22 protein-coding genes are annotated in these 20,586 nt (G+C 66.7%); 10 read left to right on the forward strand and 12 right to left on the reverse strand.

Features of this window, described 5'->3' with window-relative positions; translation table 11 throughout:
• Positions 1–106 precede the first annotated feature (106 nt).
• A complete protein-coding gene (locus tag U5809_RS12945; RefSeq protein ID WP_322086794.1) occupies positions 107–1,726 on the reverse strand; it encodes an FAD-dependent oxidoreductase in 1,620 nt (539 codons plus the stop codon).
• On the reverse strand, positions 1,726–3,240 hold the full coding sequence (locus U5809_RS12950; protein ID WP_322086795.1) for a polyamine aminopropyltransferase: 1,515 nt from the start codon (positions 3,238–3,240) through the stop codon (positions 1,726–1,728). The genes U5809_RS12945 and U5809_RS12950 overlap by 1 nt, the downstream gene beginning before the upstream one ends.
• A gap of 121 nt (positions 3,241–3,361) precedes the next feature.
• Here U5809_RS12950 and U5809_RS12955 point away from each other — a divergent pair, with 121 nt between their 5' ends.
• From U5809_RS12955 to U5809_RS12980, 6 genes are read left to right on the forward strand one after another with little or no spacing between them, the layout of a single operon-like run.
• Entirely contained in the window at positions 3,362–3,748 is a 387-nt protein-coding gene (locus U5809_RS12955) for a DUF350 domain-containing protein (protein ID WP_322086796.1), read from the forward strand.
• A 27-nt stretch (positions 3,749–3,775) separates the two neighbouring features.
• Positions 3,776–4,816, forward strand: coding sequence for an SPFH domain-containing protein (locus tag U5809_RS12960; RefSeq protein WP_322086797.1), 1,041 nt, complete (start codon positions 3,776–3,778; stop codon positions 4,814–4,816).
• Positions 4,817–4,825: 9 nt separating this feature from the next.
• Positions 4,826–6,340: a DUF4178 domain-containing protein gene (locus U5809_RS12965; protein ID WP_322086798.1), complete on the forward strand. Its 1,515-nt coding sequence runs from the start codon at positions 4,826–4,828 to the stop codon at positions 6,338–6,340.
• The gene (locus U5809_RS12970; RefSeq protein ID WP_155291822.1) at positions 6,337–6,486 is read left to right on the forward strand and encodes a hypothetical protein; all 150 of its coding nucleotides are present in this window, start codon (positions 6,337–6,339) and stop codon (positions 6,484–6,486) included. Before U5809_RS12965 ends, U5809_RS12970 begins: the two co-directional genes overlap by 4 nt.
• Positions 6,483–6,866 carry an adenosylmethionine decarboxylase gene (gene speD, locus U5809_RS12975; protein WP_322086799.1) on the forward strand — a complete coding sequence of 128 codons (384 nt, stop codon included), beginning with the start codon at positions 6,483–6,485 and terminating at the stop codon, positions 6,864–6,866. The genes U5809_RS12970 and speD overlap by 4 nt, the downstream gene beginning before the upstream one ends.
• The gene (locus U5809_RS12980; RefSeq protein ID WP_322086800.1) at positions 6,863–7,279 is read left to right on the forward strand and encodes a hypothetical protein; all 417 of its coding nucleotides are present in this window, start codon (positions 6,863–6,865) and stop codon (positions 7,277–7,279) included. Before speD ends, U5809_RS12980 begins: the two co-directional genes overlap by 4 nt.
• Before the next feature lie 170 nt (positions 7,280–7,449).
• On the opposite strand, the gene U5809_RS12985 is transcribed toward U5809_RS12980, so the two are convergent.
• The 3 genes from U5809_RS12985 to U5809_RS12995 form a co-directional block, all read right to left on the reverse strand.
• Positions 7,450–8,238 carry a lysozyme inhibitor LprI family protein gene (locus tag U5809_RS12985; protein ID WP_322086801.1) on the reverse strand — a complete coding sequence of 263 codons (789 nt, stop codon included), beginning with the start codon at positions 8,236–8,238 and terminating at the stop codon, positions 7,450–7,452.
• A 124-nt stretch (positions 8,239–8,362) separates the two neighbouring features.
• On the reverse strand, positions 8,363–9,250 hold the full coding sequence (locus U5809_RS12990; protein ID WP_322086802.1) for a DUF4261 domain-containing protein: 888 nt from the start codon (positions 9,248–9,250) through the stop codon (positions 8,363–8,365).
• 147 nt (positions 9,251–9,397) lie between these two features.
• Positions 9,398–9,850, reverse strand: coding sequence for a type II toxin-antitoxin system RatA family toxin (locus U5809_RS12995; RefSeq protein ID WP_322086803.1), 453 nt, complete (start codon positions 9,848–9,850; stop codon positions 9,398–9,400).
• A 191-nt stretch (positions 9,851–10,041) separates the two neighbouring features.
• Here U5809_RS12995 and U5809_RS13000 point away from each other — a divergent pair, with 191 nt between their 5' ends.
• Positions 10,042–11,082, forward strand: a complete 1,041-nt coding sequence (locus U5809_RS13000) for a bifunctional nicotinamide-nucleotide adenylyltransferase/Nudix hydroxylase (RefSeq protein ID WP_322086804.1) — start codon at positions 10,042–10,044, stop codon at positions 11,080–11,082.
• A gap of 73 nt (positions 11,083–11,155) precedes the next feature.
• Entirely contained in the window at positions 11,156–12,589 is a 1,434-nt protein-coding gene (locus tag U5809_RS13005; protein WP_322086805.1) for a nicotinate phosphoribosyltransferase, read from the forward strand.
• 302 nt (positions 12,590–12,891) lie between these two features.
• Here U5809_RS13005 and U5809_RS13010 read toward each other — a convergent pair whose 3' ends face one another.
• Positions 12,892–14,370 (reverse strand): PLP-dependent aminotransferase family protein, encoded by a 1,479-nt coding sequence (locus tag U5809_RS13010; protein WP_322086806.1) that lies wholly within the window; start codon positions 14,368–14,370, stop codon positions 12,892–12,894.
• A gap of 125 nt (positions 14,371–14,495) precedes the next feature.
• Here U5809_RS13010 and U5809_RS13015 point away from each other — a divergent pair, with 125 nt between their 5' ends.
• On the forward strand, positions 14,496–15,383 hold the full coding sequence (locus U5809_RS13015) for a DMT family transporter (protein WP_322086807.1): 888 nt from the start codon (positions 14,496–14,498) through the stop codon (positions 15,381–15,383).
• A gap of 58 nt (positions 15,384–15,441) precedes the next feature.
• On the opposite strand, the gene U5809_RS13020 is transcribed toward U5809_RS13015, so the two are convergent.
• A complete protein-coding gene (locus U5809_RS13020; protein WP_322086808.1) occupies positions 15,442–15,810 on the reverse strand; it encodes a VOC family protein in 369 nt (122 codons plus the stop codon).
• Positions 15,811–15,887: 77 nt separating this feature from the next.
• Between U5809_RS13020 and U5809_RS13025 the strand changes: the two genes are divergently transcribed.
• The gene (locus U5809_RS13025; RefSeq protein WP_322086809.1) at positions 15,888–16,589 is read left to right on the forward strand and encodes a YafY family protein; all 702 of its coding nucleotides are present in this window, start codon (positions 15,888–15,890) and stop codon (positions 16,587–16,589) included.
• Between the two features lie 33 nt (positions 16,590–16,622).
• Here the strand turns inward: U5809_RS13025 and U5809_RS13030 are convergent, their stop codons facing one another.
• The 5 genes from U5809_RS13030 to U5809_RS13050 form a co-directional block, all read right to left on the reverse strand.
• Positions 16,623–16,967 carry a DUF3088 domain-containing protein gene (locus tag U5809_RS13030; protein ID WP_322086810.1) on the reverse strand — a complete coding sequence of 115 codons (345 nt, stop codon included), beginning with the start codon at positions 16,965–16,967 and terminating at the stop codon, positions 16,623–16,625.
• A gap of 76 nt (positions 16,968–17,043) precedes the next feature.
• A complete protein-coding gene (gene metC / locus U5809_RS13035) occupies positions 17,044–18,225 on the reverse strand; it encodes a cystathionine beta-lyase (protein WP_282508852.1) in 1,182 nt (393 codons plus the stop codon).
• Positions 18,226–18,276: 51 nt separating this feature from the next.
• Entirely contained in the window at positions 18,277–19,002 is a 726-nt protein-coding gene (locus tag U5809_RS13040) for an amino acid ABC transporter ATP-binding protein (protein WP_176050037.1), read from the reverse strand.
• Between the two features lie 43 nt (positions 19,003–19,045).
• On the reverse strand, positions 19,046–19,705 hold the full coding sequence (locus U5809_RS13045) for an amino acid ABC transporter permease (protein WP_175022152.1): 660 nt from the start codon (positions 19,703–19,705) through the stop codon (positions 19,046–19,048).
• A 65-nt stretch (positions 19,706–19,770) separates the two neighbouring features.
• Positions 19,771–20,571, reverse strand: coding sequence for a transporter substrate-binding domain-containing protein (locus tag U5809_RS13050; protein ID WP_322086811.1), 801 nt, complete (start codon positions 20,569–20,571; stop codon positions 19,771–19,773).
• Between the last annotated feature and the right edge of the window lie 15 nt (positions 20,572–20,586).

The raw sequence follows: 20,586 nt of genomic DNA on the forward strand, positions 1-20,586 counted from the left end.
CATACGGCGCATCGCACGGTGCGGCACCGTCGGCCTGCTCAATGCAGTCGGAATGTCGCGCGATTATAGCGGTTGGCGGCGGCGCCGCAATGACGAACGACGGGCGTCAGGCGAGCACGCGCCGGGCCGCGAGCATGCCCCAGTACGACGCTTCCTCGAACAGCGACAGCCCGGACAGGTCGGCATGCGCGAACACGACGGGGCCGTCGGCATCGCGCAGCGCGAGCAGGCCCGGGCGACTCAGGAAGCCGACGTCGGGCGTCGCCATCGCGTGGCCGCGCACGGTGATCTCGAGCGCCGTTGCGTGTTTCCACAGCTCGCGCCCATAGACGGCCTGCAGGTCGATCGCGGCCTGTTCGCGCAACGCGTCGGGTTTTGCCTGGGCAAGCCAGCGGCGCGTGTCGTCCGGTGTTTGCGTACTCAATGCCTGATATGCGGAGAACACCGAGCGCGTCGGCGGCGACATCCGCATCAGCTGGTGCGTCGACACGACATAGCCGAGCGCCTCACCGCCGTAGACGACGTTGTCCCACGCGAGCGGCACGCCGGCTTCTTCGGCCGGCATCCCGTCGAGCAGGAAATTGGACACGAGCCACGGCGCGCGCGGCGGCAGGTCGCGCGCCGGTTCGAAGCCATAGGCGGCAAGCTGCGGAAACACGCGCGCGGCGACGAACAGCGGCATCGCGCTCACGACGCGCTTGGCCTTCAGCGTGAACGTAGACAGCGTGCCGTCGTCGCCGATGCGCGCATACAGCACGTCGACGCCGCCCGTGCGTTCGGTCGCGCGCACCGCGAAGCCGTCCCGCAACCACGCGTTCGAGCCGGTGCGCGCGGTGATCGAATCGCTCAGCCGGGTCACCATCGTATGCAGTCCGTCGGGCCAGGTCAGCACCGCGCCGTCGCTTGCATCGCCCGCATGGCCGCCGCGCGACGAGAAGTAGTGCAGGCCGGCCCAGGCCGATACGTGCTCGTAGCCGGCGCCGTAGTCGTCGCGGCAGCAGTAGTTCAGGTACCAGTGCAGCGCCTTCGCGGTGTAGCCCTCGTCGAGCAGCCACTGGCGGAACGAGCGCCGGTCGAGCGCGCGCCAGCGCGGGTCGCGCGACGATTCCGCGATCGGGATGCAGAACACCTTGCGGCCGTCGGCGCCGCGCGCGGTGCGCAGCCCGTCCGTGTAGGCGAAGAACTTCGCCTGCTGCGCGAGTTCGTCGTCGCCGAGGCCGGCGGTCGGCACGATGCCGTCCTGCCACTGGCCGGCGATGAAGAGCCGTTCGTCGGGTGCATGCACGAGCGCGCGTTCGTCGTACACGGGGCGCGCGGAGAACGGCGCGGATTCGATCACGCCGAGATCGGCGAGCATGTCGCGCAGATGCGCGGATTCGAGCGACGGCAGCGGCAGGTAGTGCGCGCCTTTCGGGTAGCCGAGTTCGCCGAACCTTCCGCCGGTCGCATTGCCGCCGAATTCGGGGCCTGCGAGCACCGTGAAGCGCTTGTGACCAGCACGCGCGAGCTGCCAGGCACACGACAGTCCGGCCGCGCCGGCGCCGAGGATCGCGACATCCGTCTCGATCGTGCCCGACGGCGGCGGCAGCGTGGCATGGTCGCGCAGCGCATGGCCTTCACGCATGCCGGGATAGCCGACCTGTGGCGTCGTCTCGATCCAGCCGGTGCGGCCGCAGGCGGCGAGCGACGCGGCCGCCGACGCGACGAGGAACGTGCGGCGATCCATCAGCGCAGCACGTGTTTCCAGTCGTCGTCGAAGCGGCGCACGAGCGGCTGGTCGTTGAGTTCGTTCGGCGACATCGGCAGCGCCGGCATGTCGGCCGGGAAGTGGAACATCTCGGCGGCCGTCTGTGCGTCGAGCCAGCGCGTCGGCACCGAGTAATGCGTCGGCACGGTGAAGTCGCGGCGCTTGCCGGCGATCACGAAACCCCAGTCGCCGAACGACGGCACATAACAGTGGTACGGCCACGTGTTGAGCCCGGCCTCGTGCAGCGTCGCGATGATGGTCCAGTATGCGTGCGGCGCGAAGTACGGCGACGTCGACTGGATCACCGCATAGCCGTTCTCCGACAGGTGGCGCGCGAGCAGCCGGAACACCGGCACCGAATACAGCCGGCCGAGCCCGAAGTTGGTCGGATCGGGGAAGTCGACGACGATCGCGTCGTACACGTCGGCATTCGATTCGAGCCAGCGCACCGCATCGTCGTTGATCACGCGCACGCGCGGGTCCTTCAGCGAGCCCTGGTTCAGCTTGACGAGCGGCGCGGAGGTCGAGAACAGCTTCGTCATTGCGGGATCGAGATCGACCAGCGTGATTTGCTCGAGATTGCGGTGCTTGAGCAGTTCGCGCACGGCGAGCCCGTCGCCGCCGCCGAGCACGAGCACGTGCTTCGCCCAAGGCAGTGCTTCGATCGTCGGGTGGATCAGTGCCTCGTGATAGCGGTGCTCGTCGCGCGACGAGAACTGCAGGTTGCCGTTCAGGTACAGCCGCATGTCGTCGTGCCACTGCGTGAGCACGATGCGCTGGTACGGCGTCGTTTCCGAATAGATCGTCTCGTCGCCGTATATGCCGTGCTCGGCCCAGTGCGTGATGCGGTCCGACAGCGCGAACCCGGCGACCAGGAGCCCGATCACGAGCGCCGCGCGCATCAGCTTGCCGCGCACGTTGCGGATCTCGTCGCGGAACAGGTGCGTCGTCCACAGCGCGACGAATGCGTTCAGGAGGCCGAACAGGAAGCTCGTGCGCAGCAGGCCGAGACGCGGCGCGAGCACGAGCGGGAAGATCAGCGACACCGCGAGCGAGCCGAGATAGTCGAAGGTCAGCACTTCGCTGACGGTATGGCGGAACGCCTGGCGCCGCTGCTGGAACGCGCGCATCACGAGCGGGATCTCCATCCCGATCAGCAGGCCGAGCGCGAGCACCAACGCATAAAGCGCCGCGCGGAACGGCGCGGCGAGCCATGCGAACACCGCGAACAGCAGCGCGGCCGACACGCCGCCGAGCAGGCCGACGAGCAGCTCGATGTCGACGAAGCGGTCGAGCACGTCGTCGTCCTCGACGAACTTCGCGAGCCACGAGCCGATCCCCATCGCGAACAGGTAGCTGCCGATCACCGACGAGAATTGCAGGATCGAATCGCCGAGCAGGTAGCTCGACAACGCGCTGCTGATCAGTTCGTAGCCGAGCCCGCACGACGCGAGCACGAGGATCGACAGGACGAGTGCACGCTTATGCAGCATGGGATGTCCGTTGTGCGGCGGTCGGCAATGTGGATATACTGGCGCGGAATTTTGTCCGCCGGCCCTGCATGGGCCGGCCGGCGACGGGGCGGCGAACCGAGCACAAAATCCGAGGGAAAGAATGAATAGTGCCTATCTTTATGCGGTTCATTTACTGTCGGCGTTCGTGCTGCTTCTTGTGTTCGCGGCAGTGTACCTGAAGGTCACCCCGTTCGACGAACTGGCGCTGATCCGCGACGGCAACGCCGCCGCGACGCTGTCGTTCGGCGGCGCGCTGATCGGTTTCTGCCTGACGCTCGCGTCCAGCATCGCGCACAACTCGACGCTCGGCGAGGTCGTGATCTGGGCCGTCGGCGCGATGATCGTGCAACTGATCACCTATGCGGCGCTGACGCGCCTGATGCCCGGCATGAATCATGCGATCGAGGATCGCAACGTCGCGATGGGCAGCCTGATGGGCACGGCGTCGCTCGTCGTCGGCATCATCAATGCCGCCTGCCTGACCTGACGCGCCACGCGTTTCGAGGAGACCGACATGAGTCTGGGTTCATTCATCCGCAAGCAGTTCATCGACGTCCTGCAATGGACGGAAGACACCGACGGCGTGCTGGCCTGGCGCTATCCGATGGAAGACCAAGAGATCCAGTACGGCGGCAAGCTGACCGTGCGCGAAACGCAGGTCGCGATCTTCGTCAACGAAGGCAAGGTCGCCGACGTGTTCCAGCCGGGGCTGTACACGCTGGAAACGAACACGCTGCCGGTGCTCACGTACCTGAAGAACTGGGACAAACTCTTTCAATCGCCTTTCAAGTCCGATGTCTATTTCTTCAGCACGCGGCTGCAGCTCGGCCGCCGCTGGGGCACCGCGCAGCCGGTGACGATCCGCGACCGCGAATTCGGCTTCGTGCAGGTGCGCGCGTTCGGCATCTACTCGTACCGGATCGTCGACGCGGGCGCGTTCTATCGCGAGGTCAGCGGAACGCGCGCGCAGTACACGGTCGACGACGTCGAACAGCAACTGCGCAACCTCGTCGTGACCGCGATGAGCACGACGTTCGGCTCGGCCGATGTGCCGTTCGTCGACATGGCCGCGAACCAGTCGCTGCTGTCGCAGCGTGTCGCCGACGCGCTGGCGCCGGTGTTCACACGCTACGGCCTCGCGCTCGATGCGTTCGCGGTCGAAAGCGTGTCGCTGCCGGCCGAGCTGCAGAAGGCGCTCGACCTGCGAATCGGCGCGGGGATGGCCGGCGATCTTGCTCGTGCCACGCAATACCAGACCGCACAGGCGATTCCGCTCGCCGCGCAGAACCCGGGCGGCATCGCCGGGGTCGGCGCGGGGCTCGCTGCCGGCGCGGCGATCGGGCAGGCGATGGCCGGCCAGATCGCGGGTGCCGCGCAGCCGGCGCCCACCGCACCGCCCGCACCTGCAGTGGCGCCGGTGGCCGCAGCGCCGGCGGAGGGCACCGATTACGTGCAGCGGCTCGAACAGCTGAAGGCGCTGTTCGACAAGGGCCTCGTGACCGAAGACGAATATTCGCGCGCGAAGGCCGAGATCCTCGCGAAGCTCACCCGGTAAACCGCTCGCATGTTCAGTACCTCGTGCCCCCAGTGCGGCGCGCCGGTCGAGTTTCGCTCGGCGGCGGCCGTAATGGCCGTCTGCGCGTTCTGCCGCAGCACGCTGCTCAAGCGCGGCACCGACGTCGAGCGGATCGGCGAACTCGCCACGGTGCTCGACGATGCGTCGCCGATCCAGATCGGCACGGCCGGCCGCTACGGCAAACGTGCCTTCACGGTGCTCGGGCACATCCAGATGACCTACGACGCCGGCGCGTGGAGCGAGTGGTACGTCGTGTTCGACGACGGTGCGTTCGGCTGGCTGTCGGATGCGTCGGGCCAGTACGCGGTCACGGTGCGCGAGCCCGACGACGCGTCCGGCGGCGCATGGCCCGCGTTCGGCACGCTCGAGCCTGGCATGCGGATCGACCACGGCGGCCGCGCGTATCTCGTGTCCGACATGCGGACCGCGCGTTGCACGGGCGGCGACGGCGAATTGCCGTTCCGCGTCGACGCGGGTTGGGAGGCGCGTGTCGTCGATCTGCGGACCGGCAACGCATTCGCGACCTACGACTATTCCGACGCCGATTCGAACGGCGGCAGCCCGGTCGTCTATACGGGCGAAGCACTGGAGTTCGACGCGCTCGCGTTCACCGGGCTGCGCGATACCGAAAACGACACGCGCGAGAAGCGTGGCGCCGAGATGGTGCCGTTCGCATGCCCGAGCTGCGGCGCGCCGCTGTCGTACCTGCCGAACGTGGCCGACTACGTCGTATGCGGAAGCTGCCACGCGGGCGTGCAGTGCACGGCCGAGCAGCAGACCGTGTTCGCGGCGCAACGCAAGCTCGACTCGGTGAAGGGCGCGCTCGAACTCGGCGCGATCGGCACGTTCGACGGCGTGAAGTACACGGTGATCGGCATGATGCGTTGCCGCGTGCCGGGCGACGACGAGACCTGGGACGAATACCTGCTGCTGAACCCGAAGCGCGGCTTCCTGTGGCTCGTGCAGAGCGAAGGGCGTTGGGAACGCGTGCAGGTGCTCGACCAATGGCCGACGATCGGCAGCGCGTCCGACGTAACCGACGGCGGCAAGACTTATCGGTTGCGCGAGGAATATGACTCGGAGGTCGTCTACGTGGTGGGCGCGTTCAACTGGCGCGTGCAGGTGGGCGATCGCACGTCGATCATCGACTACGGCTGGCAGAAGGACAAGCTGACGCGCGAGCGCAGCGACGCGGAAATCGTCTGGTCGCGCGCACGGCCGCTGTCGGGCAGCGCGCTCGCCGAACGTTTCAGCACGCCGGCGCTTGCGACGGCTGCGGCGGCTGCTTCGGGCGCAACGGCATCGACGGGCCTGTTCGGCGGGAAGAGTCCGCACAGTTTTGCGCCGCTGCCGTGGGTGTTCAGCGCGTTGCTCGTGATCTTCAACATGGGTTCGCTGTTCTCGTTCAGCGGCCGTACCGTCTATGTGCTGGTTGGCCTGCTGGTGCTGTGGCTGCCCGAGTGGCTGTGGAAGGGTTTTGCATCGGATGGGGGAAAGTCGTGATCCGGTACATCCTCTACGGCATCTACGGCCTGATCGTCGTCACGCTGTTCAGTTGCGCATCGATCGGCGGCAGCGGTTCGGGCGGTAGCGGATGGGGCAGCTCGTCGGCCCGCAGCGGCTACTCGTCGTACGGGTCGCACAAATGACCGCGCGCGACGGGATCGCGCCGCCGCGCGCGACGCTCGGCTCGCATGTGCTGGCCGACCTGGCCGGTATCGAGGCGGCGCTGCTGCGCGACGCCGCGCGGCTCGAAACGATCCTCACCGACGCCGCGCAACAGGCCGGCGCGCGCGTGATCGGCGCGCACTTTCATCACTTCGGCGGCGAGCATGGCGTGACGGGTGTCGTGCTGCTCGCCGAGTCGCACATCACGATCCATACATGGCCCGAGCATCGCTTCGCGGCCGTCGACGCGTTCATGTGCGGTGCGGCGCGCGCGGCCGAGGCGGTCGATGCGATCGCGGCTGCGCTCGGCACCCAGGCGCAGGTCCGGCAGCAGGTGGCGCGCGGCGACGCGGCGACGTGAGCGGGCGTTTTACCTCCCTTATCGATATGCTCGACAGAATCCGATTCGCCGCGCTGCTCGGCTGGGTGCTGCTCGCCGACCACGCTGCCGCCGACGTACCGCCGAAGCCGCCCGGGCCGGTCGTGATGGTTCACTTCGATTACTACGAGAAGGACAATGCGCGCCTTCATGCGCTGGAGCAACGGCTGGATCGTGCGGTAAGGCAGGCAGGGGCCGGCGAACTGGGCGAAACCGAACTGCATCGCGACGGCAACGACGGTTATCTGTACCTGTATGGCGCCAGCGCCGATCGGTTGTATGCGGTGGCGCGCCCGATCCTGAAATCGTCAGGATGGCTGACCGGTACGGAAGTGACGTTGCGCCGCGACGCCGGTGTGGAGACGTTCCCGTTGCGGCGGGACGGCGCACGTTAGTGCGAAGGTGGCCCGAGCGGCGCGGCGGGTGCGGTGGCCGTTTCGGATCGGGCCGGAAAGGGTGAGTTCATCATTGCCGATGTCGGCGACATGCCGCCGATGCTTCATTGCGATGACGCATCGCCGCTCGGAGCGTCGTATCCCGGAGGTCGAACGCCGTGACGCTCCTGTTAGCGGTCGAACCGGAACGTCGACACGCTGTGCATCGTCGCGTCGTCGGTGCCGACGATGCCCTGCGTCCCCGCGACGGCCGAGCGCTTGCCGTTGCTCAGCACGGCCCAGTAGCATTCGCCGCCGGCCGCATGGAAGCCGGTTTCCGGATCGCTGATGCCGCACGTGATCGTCGCGCGCATGCCGCGCCAGCCAGGGCCGGAGAAGCGCTCGACTTCCTGCGGGATGCCGGGGCCGTATGACGTCACCCACTTGCCGTCGTCCTGCTTCACGAATCCTGCTTCCTTCTCCGCGACCGGCTCCAGCGCGCCGTCGACGATCTCGAACGAGATGAAACTGCTGCTGTAGGTCATGTTGCGGCCGACGATCGCGACGCAATGGTCGCCGCCACCTTCCGGGCAGGGCTTTTTCACCTGTCGGTTCGCGAGGTATTCGAACGAGATGCCGAGCGCCGGATCGCGATAGGTTTTCCAGCCCGCGTGTTTCACCTGCTTCAGCGCCGCCGTGCGGTCGCGGTACGCGGTGGCGATGCAGGTGGCGTCGGCGCACGCATTGCGTTGCGCGAGCCATGCGCGTTGTGACCGGATCACGGCATGCTGGTCGGCCGCGATGCCGATTGCGTCGTAGTAGGCGTTCGACAGTGTGCTGTCGGCCGATACGAGCGTCTTGTCGCCGCAGATCAGGCGATCGGTGCGGGTCTTTGCGTGCGAACAATCGATGCTGTCGGCATGGGCCGACAACGAGAGGCCGATCGCGGCCAGCGTGAGGGCAAGGCGAATGCCGAACACGGACATCTCCTCATCGGGTGGGGGCGGCGGCTGTCACGCAGCCGTCATGTGACGCAGTGGCGACGCAGCGGCGGCGCGTGGTTCGAGAACGCTTGACCGCGCGCGCCGTGCATCAACGTGCGTTTCAGCGATTGATTTCGTCCGCCGAGATCAGTTCGGCCACCAGCACCTGCGCGGGCCCCTGCAGGTAATACTCGTGCTCGAGCGGTTCGCGCAGCTTCATGTACGTTTCCGCGCCGATCTGCATCGTTTCGCCTGCGTGCATGCGGGCGCCGCTTTCCAGCAGGTAATGCATCACGTTGTTGAAGATGCCCGAATAGCGTTCGCCTTCGTGATGGCCCGCCGCAAGCGCGGCGAAATCGGGCAGGCCGAACACGTCGGCGCCATAGGTGCGCATCCACACGCCTTCGACGCCTTCGACCTCGTATTTCACGAAGCCGCAGAAGAACAGGTTAAGCGGGAAGTCGCGCAGCACTTCGAGGCTTTCGTCGCCGAGCTCCTTTGCGTTGAAGACGCCGGCCGGCAGCGACGTGTGCGCGTGCTCGTTCAGCACCGCGAGGCCGTTTTGCTCGGCCAGCGCGCCGGCGACGGCCACGAGCGCGACATACTGGTCGAGCGGATTCGCTTCGTACCCGGCGTAGTAGAGGATCACGTGGCTGCGGCTCGCGCGGACTTGTTGCTTCAGGTCCTGTCCGTAGTGGGCGGGCGCGACGCATGTTTCGAGCGCGTCGGACGGATAGGGCGCATCGAAGCCGACCAGCCGGACCACGTGGTTGCCCCAGCCGGCGAGCCCGAATACCTGCTCCAGCGTCGGCTCGGTTTCGACGCGCGCCTGCTTCATGCTCGGGTGGTATGCGCGCAGCGCGGCCGTCAGCGCGGCGATGTCGACCTGCAGCGGACCGTCGAAGACGACCGTCACGCTCAGCGGATTCTCGACGTCGGGCGCCGCGACTAGCGCGACGGGGTTCTCGGGTTCTTCCTTGCGGCCAAAGAATCGGGATATCAGGCTCATCGGATTGTGTTTGTGTCGATGCCGTTACAGGGAGCGCGCCCTGTTCTCTCGGTCAGGGCGTGCCGTCGGGATGACGGTGGCCCGTAGTTTCCCCGGGTTCGGCGAATCTGGCAAATATCCGATGGCGCGGCGGGCGGCGCGCGCCGGTCAGCGCGGCAGTGCTTCGGCTTCGGCCCAGCGCTTGAACGAATCGAGACGCCGGCGCGTCTGCACGAGATAGAACGCGCCGATCAGCGGTTCGAGCAGCCAGCGCAGCCAGGACGGCTGGGCGCGGAAGTTGTATGTGAACTTCACCTCGGTCGACCCCGGCGTGTGCTCGGTGAAGTTCCAGCTGCCGCTGAAGCGCTCGAGCACCTTCGGGCCTTCGACCATTTCGACGGCGGCGACCTGCGGCGGGCGGTACGAGATGTAGCGCGACACCATCGTCGCGCCTGACTGGCTGCGGCAGAACGCGTCGACGCCTACGTTGGCCGTGGTCCCGTCGAGCAGATAGGCGTCGGTGAGGAAACTGTCCCACACGAGCCGCCGCGCGTAATCCTGCGACCACGTGAAGAGGCGTCTGCGATCGACGCCGACGGTCCGGCTGACTGAGATCCTCATGATGGCGGGCGCGAAGGCGCGGATTGGAATGAAATCCAGTGTAACCCGCCAATAACGCGCGTTTCGTCAGACTTCGTCAAGTCGAGCGTGCACTCGAATGGGTGCGATTGACGCACCCCGGGATTTCCCCTAGGATTTGATTCAACCCTTCGGGACAGACCCGGAGCGTTTCAATCTCTTGAGGGAGCCTCATGAGTACGCAACAGAACCGGCGCTTCGACGCGCTCGTTTTCATTGGTCGTTTCCAGCCTCCGCATCGTGGTCACCTGAATGTGCTGAAGTCGGCACTGAGCCGGGCCGAGCGCGTGTGCGTGCTGATCGGGTCGACCGACAAGCCCCGCACCATCAAGGATCCGTTCTCGTTCGACGAGCGTCGCCAGATGCTGGCTTCGCTGCTCGACGCGTCCGAGCGCGACCGCGTGACGATCGCGCCGCTGCAGGATTCGACGTACAACGACGGCGACTGGGTGCGCTGGGTGCAGGAGGCCGTGGCAATCACGCTCGGCGATATCGCACAGCGCAAGGTCGGGCTGATCGGCCACGAGAAGGACGCCACATCGTATTACCTGCGGATGTTCCCGCAATGGGAGCTTGTCGACGTCGACGCGACGGAAGACATTTCCGCCACCGAGATCCGCGACCAGTATTTCGCCGAACGCACCAACAGCTTCGTGCAGTGGGCCGTGCCGGAACCCGTGTTCGGCTGGCTCGAGCGTTTCCGCACGCAGCCGGAATTCGCGCAGCTGAAGTCGGAAGCCGAATTCATCGCCGCGTATCGCAAGGCGTGGGCGGCCGCACCGTATCCCGTCACGTTCGTGACGGTCGACGCGGTGGTCGTGCACTCGGGCCACATCCTGCTCGTGCGTCGCCGCAGCGAGCCGGGCCGCGGCCTGTGGGCACTGCCGGGCGGGTTCGTGAACCAGGACGAGCGGCTCGATGCGGCCTGCATCCGCGAGCTGCGCGAAGAAACCGGCCTCAAGCTGCCGGAGCCCGTGCTGCGCGGCTCGATCAAGGATCGCCAGGTGTTCGATCACCCGACGCGCTCGCTGCGCGGCCGCACGATCACGCACGCGTGCCTGTTCAACTTCCCGACCGGCGAGCTGCCGCGCGTGAAGGGCAGCGACGACGCAGACAAGGCGCGCTGGGTGCCGCTCAACGAATTCGCGCAGATGCGCAACGTGATGTTCGAGGATCACTTCGACATCGCGTATCACTTCCTGGGGAAGCTGTGATCCGCTGATTCCCCGCATTCCGTCCGCCGCGACAGACGCGGCGGCACTTCAACGGCCTAGAGGAGCTCTAGCCATGCAAAACGATCTCGGCGGCTTTGCCGCGGTTCTCTCCAATCCGATCCTCAATACGGATTCCTACAAGGCCTCGCACTTCCTGCAATATCCGCCCGACGCGCAGGCGATGTTCTCGTACGTCGAATCGCGCGGCGGCCGCTACGACCGCACGGTGTTCTTCGGCCTGCAGATGCTGCTGAAGGAATATCTGTGCAAGCCCGTCACGCACGCGATGATCGACGAAGCGCGCGACTTCTTCACGGTACACGGCGAGCCGTTCAACGAAGCCGGGTGGCGCACCATCGTCGAACGCTACGACGGCTACCTGCCGGTGAAGATCCGCGCGGTGCCCGAGGGCTCGGTGGTGCCGGTGCACAACGCGCTGATGACCGTCGAATGCGACGATCCGCAGGTGTTCTGGCTTGTGTCGTATCTCGAGACGATGCTGTTGCGCGTCTGGTATCCGGTGACGGTCGCGACACGCAGCTGGCACTTGCGGCAGACGATCCGCCGCTTCCTCGAAAAGACCGACGACGACCTTGCACAACTGCCGTTCAAGCTGCACGACTTCGGCGCGCGCGGCGTATCGAGCGCGGAATCGGCCGCGATCGGCGGCGCCGCGCACCTCGTGAACTTCATGGGCTCGGACACCGTGCTCGGCGTGCTGGCCGCGAACCGTTTCTATCGCGAGCCGATGGCCGCGTACTCGGTGCCGGCGGCCGAGCACAGCACGATCACGTCGTGGGGGCGCGAAGGCGAGGTCGATGCGTACCGGAACATGATTGCGCGCTTCGGTTTGCCCGGTGCGATTGTGTCGGTCGTGTCGGATTCCTACGATCTGTTCGCCGCACTCGATCTGTGGGGCGGCGAGCTTCGGCAGGCCGTGATCGATTCGGGTGCGACGCTCGTCGTGCGGCCCGATTCGGGCGACCCCGTGGCGATCGTGATGCAGACCGTGCGCGCGCTCGACGCGTCGTTCGGCTCGACCGTGAACGGCAAGGGGCGGCGCGTGTTGAACCGCGTGCGCGTGATTCAGGGTGACGGTGTCGACGAGTTGTCGATCGACGCGATCCTTTCCGCACTCGACGACGCGGGTTATGCAGCCGGCAACGTCGTGTTCGGCATGGGCGGCGCGTTGCTGCAGCAAGTGAACCGCGATACGCAGCGCTTCGCGATGAAGTGCTCGGCGATCCGGCGTGGCGGCATGTGGCACGACGTTCGCAAGGATCCGGTCACCGATCAGGGCAAGCGTTCGAAGAAGGGAAGGCTCACGCTGTTGCGCAATCGCCGCACCGGCGAGTATCGGACCGTGACGCTGCCCGTTGCATGGGACGATCGTGCACTGGAAGGCGAATGGGAAGAGGCGCTCGAAACCGTGTTCGATACGGGTCGACTGCTCGTCGATACGTCGTTTGCCGAGGTGCGGGCGAGGGCGCACGCGGGGGAGGTGTGAGGTAGGGGGGCGGGGGTGGCGCGAGGCGTTTGTGTCACCCTGTCACTGGCGAGATTCGGTGGCGGCTTCGCCGAAGGCGGTCAGGGGCGATCGATGGCTCTGGATGTCGGTGTGATGCAAGGATCGTCGCAAAGATGCCGGCATCCGTCCGCGCACAGCGGAACCAGGGTCAGTCCGATCTGAAGATAACCCTCGTAGCCGGCACTGTCTTTCGGATACGACTGCGAGATCATGTGGGTGTCCGACCAGATGTTTTCGTCCTTGGTGCCGAGCTGGACGAGGTATTCCCTCAGGCTGGCCGCTCACGGTTCTCCGGCCAGCACGCGTCCGCCCGAATTTGCCGGCACGCCGCTGCGATCGGCCGCACGCGTCGCGTCCATCGCCCGCGCCAGCGCATCGAACACCACGGGCCCCTTGCAGCGCGACACGTTGAAGCGCATGTACGACGTCGCGCCGTGCGACGGACTGAACACGTTGCCGGGGGTCAGCACGACGTCGTGATCCAGCGCGTGGCGTGCCACGCGCGCGGCATCGAGCCCGTCGGGCAGTTCCGCCCACACGAACAGGCCGCCGCGCGGTTCCGTCCAGATGCCGAGCCCGGCGCGCGTCAGGCGCCGGATCGATTCGCCCATCGCATCCGCCAGACGCGCATGCAGGCTGTCGAGATGGCGCCGATAGGTGCCGTCGATCAGCAGCCGGTGCACGACGTTTGCGCCGATCTGCGCGTTGCCGAACGACGTCGCGAGCTTCAGGTCGACGAGCGCGTCGATCCACTCCGGTCGCGCGGCCACGTATCCGCAGCGGATCGCGGCCGACAGCGTCTTCGAGAAGCTGCCGATCGAGACGACACGCGACAGCCCGTCGAATGCCGCGAGGCGCGGCGCGGGCGTGCTCTCGAAATCGGCGAAGATGTCGTCCTCGACGATCAGCAGCCCGTGCTCGGCCGCGAGCGTCAACAGCCGGTGCGCGACGGGCGGTGCGAGCGTCGCGCCGGTCGGGTTGTGCAGCGCCGCGTTGGTGATGTACAGGCGCGGGCGATGCTCGGCAAGCACCTGCTCGAAGCGCACGAGATCGGGGCCATTCGGCGTGTACGGGACGCTGACGATCCGTGCGCGGTGCGCGCGCAGCAGCGCCTGGAAGTTGAAGTAGCACGGATCGTCGAGCACGACCGTGTCGCCGGGCTCCAGCAGCAGGCGGCACACGAGATCGAGCGCGTGCGTGCCGCCGTCGGTCAGCATGATCTGCGCGGGTTCCGCATGCACGCCGTGCTGCGCGAGCCGCCAGGCGAGCTGCTGGCGCAGCGCGGGCAGGCCGAGCGGCGTCGCGTAGTCGGTCAGCGCGTCGGAATCGTCGCGCGACACGGCGCGCAACGCGCGGCGCAGGCTTTCATCCGGCAGCCACGACGACGGCAGCCAGCCGCAGCCGGGCTTCACCGACGTCGGCGCCGCTTCGAGCGACTGGCGCGACAGCCACAGCGGATCGAGCTCGCGATCGAGGCGCGGGCCGAGATCGGCGAGCGCAAGCGGCGGCGCGTGGCCCGACACATAAAAGCCCGAGCCGCGCCGTGCGATCAGCACGCCTTCGCTCGCGAGCCGCTCGTACGCGTCGACGACCGTCGATTTCGACACGCCCAGGCCGTCGGCCATCATCCGGATCGACGGTACGCGCGCGCCGGGCATCAGCGCGCGGCTCGCGATGCGCGCGCGCAAGGTATCCATCACGGTTTCGACGCGCGTACGCGACGCGGTGGGCGGAACGGGAGGTGGGGCGGCTTGGCTCATGACGAAAATGAACTGTACGGTCGGTTGTCCAGTACAGTTTGTCTGAATTGTATTGGGCTGTAGCTTACGCGCTTTTCGCGGGCGGCGGATCATCGGTCATCCACTTTCCCCGTTCAGGATTTCCCGTGCAAAAGACGACCGACGGATGGCTCAGCGGCCTGCTGGGCGTAATCATCTTCAGTGGCTCGCTGCCTGCGACGCGTATCGCGGTGCAGGGGCTCGACCCGCTGTTCCTCACGTTCGCGCGCGCGACGATCGCCGGTGCGCTCGGCCTGCTGCTGCTCGTCGTGCTGAAGCAGCGGCGGCCGACGCGGGCCGAGGCCGTGTCGCTCGCCATCGTCGCGCTCGGCGTCGTGGTCGGCTTCCCGTTGCTGACGGCGCTCGCGCTGAAGCATGTGACGTCGGCGCATGCGATCGTGTTCGTCGGGCTGCTGCCGTTGGCCACCGCGCTGTTCGGCGTGTGGCGTGGCGGCGAGCGGCCGCGGCTGCCGTTCTGGATCTTCTCGATCGTCGGCAGCGGCGCGGTGGCCGCGTTTGCGCTGCGCAACGGCGGGCAGGCGTCGGTGGTCGGCGATGCGCTGATGCTGGCCGCGATCGTCGCGTGCGGGCTCGGCTACGCGGAAGGCGCGCGCTTGTCGCGCCAGCTGGGCGGCTGGCAGGTGATCTCGTGGGCGCTCGTGCTGTCGCTGCCGCTGATGGTGCCGCTCACGGGGCTCACGTGGCCCGCGTCGTTCGACGCCGTCGATGCCGCCGCGCTGTGGGGGCTCGCGTACGTGTCGCTGTTCAGCATGCTGATCGGCTTCGTGTTCTGGTATCGCGGGCTCGCGCTCGGGGGGATCGCGGGCGTCGGCCAGTTGCAGCTGCTTCAACCGTTCTTCGGCTTCCTGCTGGCGGCCGGCCTGTTGCATGAGACGGTGCCGCCGTCGATGGTCGTCGTGACGGTCGTCGTGGTCGGCTGCGTGGCGGGCGCGAAATACTTCTCGAAAATGGCGCCCGTGCAGCGCGCGGGGTGATGCGCGCGCCTGAGCAGGGGCGCGGACGCGACCCGTCGCAGGTCGCGCCCGCTCGCGCTCAATCGTCCGGGGTGCACACGCGCAAGCGATGACCGTCCGGGTCGAGCGCGACGAACGTCAGGCCGAACACGGCCGTCATCGGCGTCTGCTCGAACGTCACACGGAGCGCCTTCCACGCTTCGTACAGGCGCCGGACCTCGTGGTCGTCGTCGACCATGAATGCCAGCTCCGAGCGGTGGCCGGCGCCGCCCGACACGAAATCGCGCGCGCGGGTCGACCACAGGCCCAGATGCAGCCCGTTGTCGAGCGTGAACGCCGCGTAGGTGGGAAACGCGGCAACGGGCGGGCGCCCGAACAGGCGTGCGTAGAACTGCGCGCTGCGCGTCGGATCGTCGACATACAGAAGAACGAGATTCGGGGAGGTCATGCGGAGCCGTCCAGGGATCGATTAAGATGCTTCCCATTCTATGAACGGATGCTGTCAGAAAGTGGCAGCATGGAACGATGGCGCGTGCCGAACGACTGCTCTCGCTGCTGCAGGTGCTGCGGCGTCACCGCCGCCCGGTGAGCGGCCGCGTGCTGGCCGGGGAACTCGGTGTCAGCCTCCGGACGGTCTATCGCGACATTGCATCGTTGCAGGCGCAGGGTGCGGACATCGAAGGCGAGCCGGGTGTCGGCTACGTGCTGCGTGCCGGTTTCATGCTGCCGCCATTGATGTTTTCTCAATCGGAACTCGAAGCGCTGATGCTCGGCTTTCGCTGGGTCGGAAAGTTCGCGGATGCGCATCTCACGACGGCTGCGTCCGATGCGCTCGCGAAGATCTCCGCGGTGCTACCCGCCGAGCTGCGCCGCGAGATGGAATGCACGACGCTGCTCGTCGGCCCGCGTACGGTCGAGGATCGGGAGATCGTCGACATGGGTGCCGTGCGTACGGCGATTCGTACCGAAAGCAAGATCAGGATTCGATATGCGGGCGAAGGCCGGAAAGCGATCGACGAACGGATCGTGTGGCCATTCGCGCTCGGCTATTTCAATGACGCGCGGATTCTGGCGGCGTGGTGCGAAGGGCGGAACGACTTCCGGCATTTTCGGACCGATCGCATCGTCGAGCTGGAACGGCTGGATGTGCGTTATCCGAGGCGGCGAGCGGTGCTGCTGAAGGCGTGGCGTGCGGCGGGCGCCGACGCGCGTGTGACGGTGAGGTAGCGTGCGGCCGCTCGGCCGCACGCGCCGGTGCGCTTATGCGACGTGCGCGACGTCGTATTGCGAAGACAAGTACCGCCGGATCTCGGCAGGCGAATCGATGAAGCGCCTGCCGTTGTGCTCGCGAATCGCGAGTGTGTCGTCGTTAGGCGTTGGTCCGTCGCCGAGCACGAGCACAGGCGCCGACTGGTTGTCCGCGCCGATCAGCGCGACGATCGGCTGGCGCGGCCGCGGCGCGTCGATGTACTCGACGTCGACAGCGTCGCGCAGCTGCGGGTAGAAGCTCAGCAGCCCTTCGACGGAAACCGAATCGCCGCAGTAGAACGGACCTTCGGAGTCCTTGAAAAAGCCCGGGCGCAGAATGAACAGCGTGTCTTTCATGATGGTCTCGCTATGAGAGAGGGACGAACGTCGAAGAAAACGTGATGCGGGATGGCGTGTACTACGTTGCCGGATTTCAGGCTTCCGCGAGCGCGGCGGCGCGCATCCTCGCGAAGCCGGCGGCGAGGTCGGCAATCATGTCGTCGGGGTGCTCGAGCCCTGCATGAATCCGCAGCAGCGGGCCCGTCGCCGCCCATTGGGTGGCGGTACGGTGGCGCGACGGATTGGACGGGATGATCAGGCTTTCGAATCCGCCCCAGCTATACCCCATGCCGAAGCACGTCATGCCGTCGAGCAGCGCGCGCACGGCTTCGTCGGCCTGCGGATGCAGTACCACGCCGAACAGCCCGCACGCGCCCGTGAAATCGCGCTGCCACAGCGCGTGGCCCGCGTCGCCGGGGCGCGCCGGATACAGGATCCGCGCGACTTCCGGTTGTTGCGAGAGCCAATCGGTCAGCACCTGCGCGTTGCGCTGGTGCCGCTCGAGCCGGACCGACAGCGTACGCAGGCCGCGCAGTGCGAGATACGCATCGTCGCCGCTGACGGTCATCCCGAGCTGCCGGTAGCAGCGCGTGATCTTCGGCGCGAGCGCCTCGGTCGTCAGGATCGCCCCCATCAGTACGTCCGAGTGCCCGGCGATGTATTTGGTCGCGGCGTGAACCGACACGTCGACGCCATGCGAAAACGAGCGGAAATTCAGCGGCGTGCCCCACGTGTTGTCGAGCAGCACGACCGCCCCGTGCAGGTGCGCGACGCGGCTGATGGCCGGAATATCCTGTACTTCGAAGGTCAGGGAACCCGGCGATTCGGCGAATACCGCGCGCGTGTTCGGCCGCATCAGCGAGGCGATGTGCGCGCCGATCGTCGGATCGTAGTAGGTCGTCTCGATGCCGAGGCGCGCCAGCGTTTCGTCGCAGAACGAACGGGTCGGGTCGTACACGGAGTCGGCCATCAGCAGATGGTCGCCCGGATTCAGCACCGCGAGCAGCGCGGTCGTGATCGCGCTGAGGCCGCTCGGCGTCAGCAGCGCGGCGTGCGCGCCTTCGAGTCGCGCGAGCGCTTTCTCGAGCGCGCGCGTGGTCGGGCTGCCATGACGCCCGTACGCGAGCGGCGTGCCGCGTACGGCGTCGAGCGCATCGGTGCCGTGAAAGAGCAGCGTCGACTGGCGATAGACGGGCGGGTTCACCGGCGAGCCGGGCTGGCCGTGCGAGCGGCCTTCATGGGCGAGAACGGTGTCGGTCGAATGCAGGTGGTTCAAGATGTCTCCTTGGAGTGTCGATCAAGCGAAGCGGGACAGTTGTCGCATCGTTCAATGCAGGATCTTGTCGAGGAAGTCGCGCGCGCGTTCGGAACGCGGTGCCGCGAAGAACCGGTCGCTGGCCGCGTCCTCGACCACCGCGCCCTGGTCCATGAAGATCACGCGATGCGCAACCTTGCGCGCGAAACCCATTTCATGCGTCACGCAGACCATCGTCATGCCTTCGCGCGCGAGCTCGACCATCACGTCGAGGACTTCGTTGATCATCTCGGGATCGAGCGCGGAGGTCGGTTCGTCGAACAGCATGGCGACCGGGTTCATCGACAGTGCACGCGCGATCGCGACGCGCTGCTGCTGCCCGCCGGACAACTGCCCCGGATACTTGTGCGCGTGCGCTTTCAGGCCGACACGGTCGAGCAGCTTCATGGCGTTCTCGACGGCCTCGTCCTTGCGGCGGCCGAGCACCTTGATCTGTGCCAGCGTCAGGTTGTCGGTGATCGACAGGTGCGGAAACAGCTCGAAATGCTGGAACACCATGCCGACGCGGGCGCGCAGTTGCGCAAGCTTCGCGGCGGGGTCGCCGAGCCGCGTGCCGTCGACGGTGATGCTGCCTTTCTGGAACGGTTCGAGGCCGTTGATCGTCTTGATCAGCGTCGATTTTCCGGAGCCCGACGGCCCGCACACGACGACCACCTCACCCTTCGAGACTGCTGCGCTGCATGCCGAAAGCACCTGATGCTTGCCATACCATTTCGATACGTTGTCGAGCGTAATCATGTTCTGTCCGTCGATGGAGTTCATGTGAATGCCGGGGGTGCGCTCAATGCGTGGACGGCAGCGCGAGACGCGTCTCGACGCGACCCTGAAGCCGCGTGAGCAGCGTGCTGAGAACCCAGTAGATCGCGGCGGCGGCGAGATAGAGCGGCAGCGGCTGGAACGTCGCGGCGATCACTTCCTGCGTCGAGCGCAGCAATTCGGTGACGGTGATCACGGAAACCAGCGACGTGTCCTTGATCAGGCTGATCAGCGTGTTGCCGAGGCTCGGCACCGCGAGGCGCAGCGCTTGCGGGCACACGATGTAGCGCAGCGTCTGCACGTGCGTGAGGCCGAGACTGTGGGCGGCCGCCCATTGCCCGCGGCCGATGCCGAGAATCGCGCCGCGCATGCTTTCGGACAGGTAGGCGCCCGCATTGAGCGTCAACGTGAAGATGCCGGCCGTCGTGGGGTCGAGCGTGATGCCGAGATCGGGCAGCCCGTAGTAGACGACGAACATCTGCACGAGCAGCGGCGTGCCGCGCATCAGGCTGACATAGCCCTGCGCGAGGCTGGCGGCAAGGCGGTTGCTGCCGATGCGCATGATCGCGATCACGAGCCCGACGACGAGGCCGAGCGCCATCGACGCGACGGCAAACTTCAGCGTGAGCATGGCGCCCTTGACCATCACGGGCAACGTATGGACGACCAGTTGGAGTGCTTCCATTGCGTGTCTCCTGATTGTGTGCCGGACGGCCCGCGCGTTCGTGCGCGCGGGCGCGGCGGGCTGCGTTATTGCGTCACCGGCTTGGTGGTGTCCGTGCCGAACCACTGCATCGAGATCTTCTTCAGCGTGCCGTCCTGCTGCAGCGATGCGACGGCGTCGTCGATCGCCTTCGCGAATTTCGGGTTGCCCTTGCGGAACGGGATACCCATCCGGTCTTCGCCGCCCGCGAGCACCGAGCCCGGGCGCAGCGGCAAGTGCGAGTTCTTGATCAGGTAGTTGAGCATCAGGCGATCGTTGACTGCCGCGTCGAGACGACCGGCGGCGAGGTCACGGAGGTTTTCCGGCGTACCGGGGTAGACCTGCAGGTCGATCGCGGGCACGGTCTTGACGAGATCGACGTAGTTGCTGCCCATCGTCACACCGACCTTCTTGCCCTTCAGCTCGTCGAGCGACTTGAATGCGCGTGCGTCGTTCTGCCGTTGCAGCAGTTGCGCGGACGAATACACGTACGGTGCGCTGAAGTCGAGCGCCTGCTGGCGCGACGGCGTGATCGCCACCTGGTTGACGATCACGTCGAACTTGCCGGCCTGCAGGCCCGCGAGAATCCCGCTCCATTCAGTCGTCACGAACTGTGGCTTCACGCCGAGGCGGGCCGCAACCGCCTTCGCGACGTCGACATCGAAGCCTTCGAGCTGGCCGTCGGCGTTGCGGTAGTCGAACGGCGGATAAGTGCCTTCCAGCGCAATCTTCAGTACACCGGATTGCTTGACGGTGTCGAGCAGGTCAGCCGCGTGCGACGTCGCGGTCGCGATGCAGAGGAGGGCGGCCGCGATGCCTTGCTTGAGCGTCGGGTTGAAGTGCTTCATGGTTGTCTCCGTGGT

The organism is Burkholderia sp. BCC1999 (assembly GCF_905339975.1).
GTDB lineage: Bacteria > Pseudomonadota > Gammaproteobacteria > Burkholderiales > Burkholderiaceae > Burkholderia.

Bases quoted from the DNA above. Each gene is read 5' to 3' on its own strand.
- U5809_RS12945 (WP_322086794.1), bottom strand. From the start codon at position 1,726: ATGGATCGCCGCACGTTCCTCGTCGCGTCGGCGGCCGCGTCGCTCGCC.
- U5809_RS12950 (WP_322086795.1), bottom strand. From the start codon at position 3,240: ATGCTGCATAAGCGTGCACTCGTCCTGTCGATCCTCGTGCTCGCGTCG.
- U5809_RS12955 (WP_322086796.1), top strand. From the start codon at position 3,362: ATGAATAGTGCCTATCTTTATGCGGTTCATTTACTGTCGGCGTTCGTG.
- U5809_RS12960 (WP_322086797.1), top strand. From the start codon at position 3,776: ATGAGTCTGGGTTCATTCATCCGCAAGCAGTTCATCGACGTCCTGCAA.
- U5809_RS12965 (WP_322086798.1), top strand. From the start codon at position 4,826: ATGTTCAGTACCTCGTGCCCCCAGTGCGGCGCGCCGGTCGAGTTTCGC.
- speD (WP_322086799.1), top strand. From the start codon at position 6,483: ATGACCGCGCGCGACGGGATCGCGCCGCCGCGCGCGACGCTCGGCTCG.
- U5809_RS12990 (WP_322086802.1), bottom strand. From the start codon at position 9,250: ATGAGCCTGATATCCCGATTCTTTGGCCGCAAGGAAGAACCCGAGAAC.
- U5809_RS12995 (WP_322086803.1), bottom strand. From the start codon at position 9,850: ATGAGGATCTCAGTCAGCCGGACCGTCGGCGTCGATCGCAGACGCCTC.
- U5809_RS13000 (WP_322086804.1), top strand. From the start codon at position 10,042: ATGAGTACGCAACAGAACCGGCGCTTCGACGCGCTCGTTTTCATTGGT.
- U5809_RS13005 (WP_322086805.1), top strand. From the start codon at position 11,156: ATGCAAAACGATCTCGGCGGCTTTGCCGCGGTTCTCTCCAATCCGATC.
- U5809_RS13010 (WP_322086806.1), bottom strand. From the start codon at position 14,370: ATGAGCCAAGCCGCCCCACCTCCCGTTCCGCCCACCGCGTCGCGTACG.
- U5809_RS13020 (WP_322086808.1), bottom strand. From the start codon at position 15,810: ATGACCTCCCCGAATCTCGTTCTTCTGTATGTCGACGATCCGACGCGC.
- U5809_RS13025 (WP_322086809.1), top strand. From the start codon at position 15,888: ATGGCGCGTGCCGAACGACTGCTCTCGCTGCTGCAGGTGCTGCGGCGT.
- U5809_RS13030 (WP_322086810.1), bottom strand. From the start codon at position 16,967: ATGAAAGACACGCTGTTCATTCTGCGCCCGGGCTTTTTCAAGGACTCC.
- U5809_RS13040 (WP_176050037.1), bottom strand. From the start codon at position 19,002: ATGATTACGCTCGACAACGTATCGAAATGGTATGGCAAGCATCAGGTG.
- U5809_RS13045 (WP_175022152.1), bottom strand. From the start codon at position 19,705: ATGGAAGCACTCCAACTGGTCGTCCATACGTTGCCCGTGATGGTCAAG.
- U5809_RS13050 (WP_322086811.1), bottom strand. From the start codon at position 20,571: ATGAAGCACTTCAACCCGACGCTCAAGCAAGGCATCGCGGCCGCCCTC.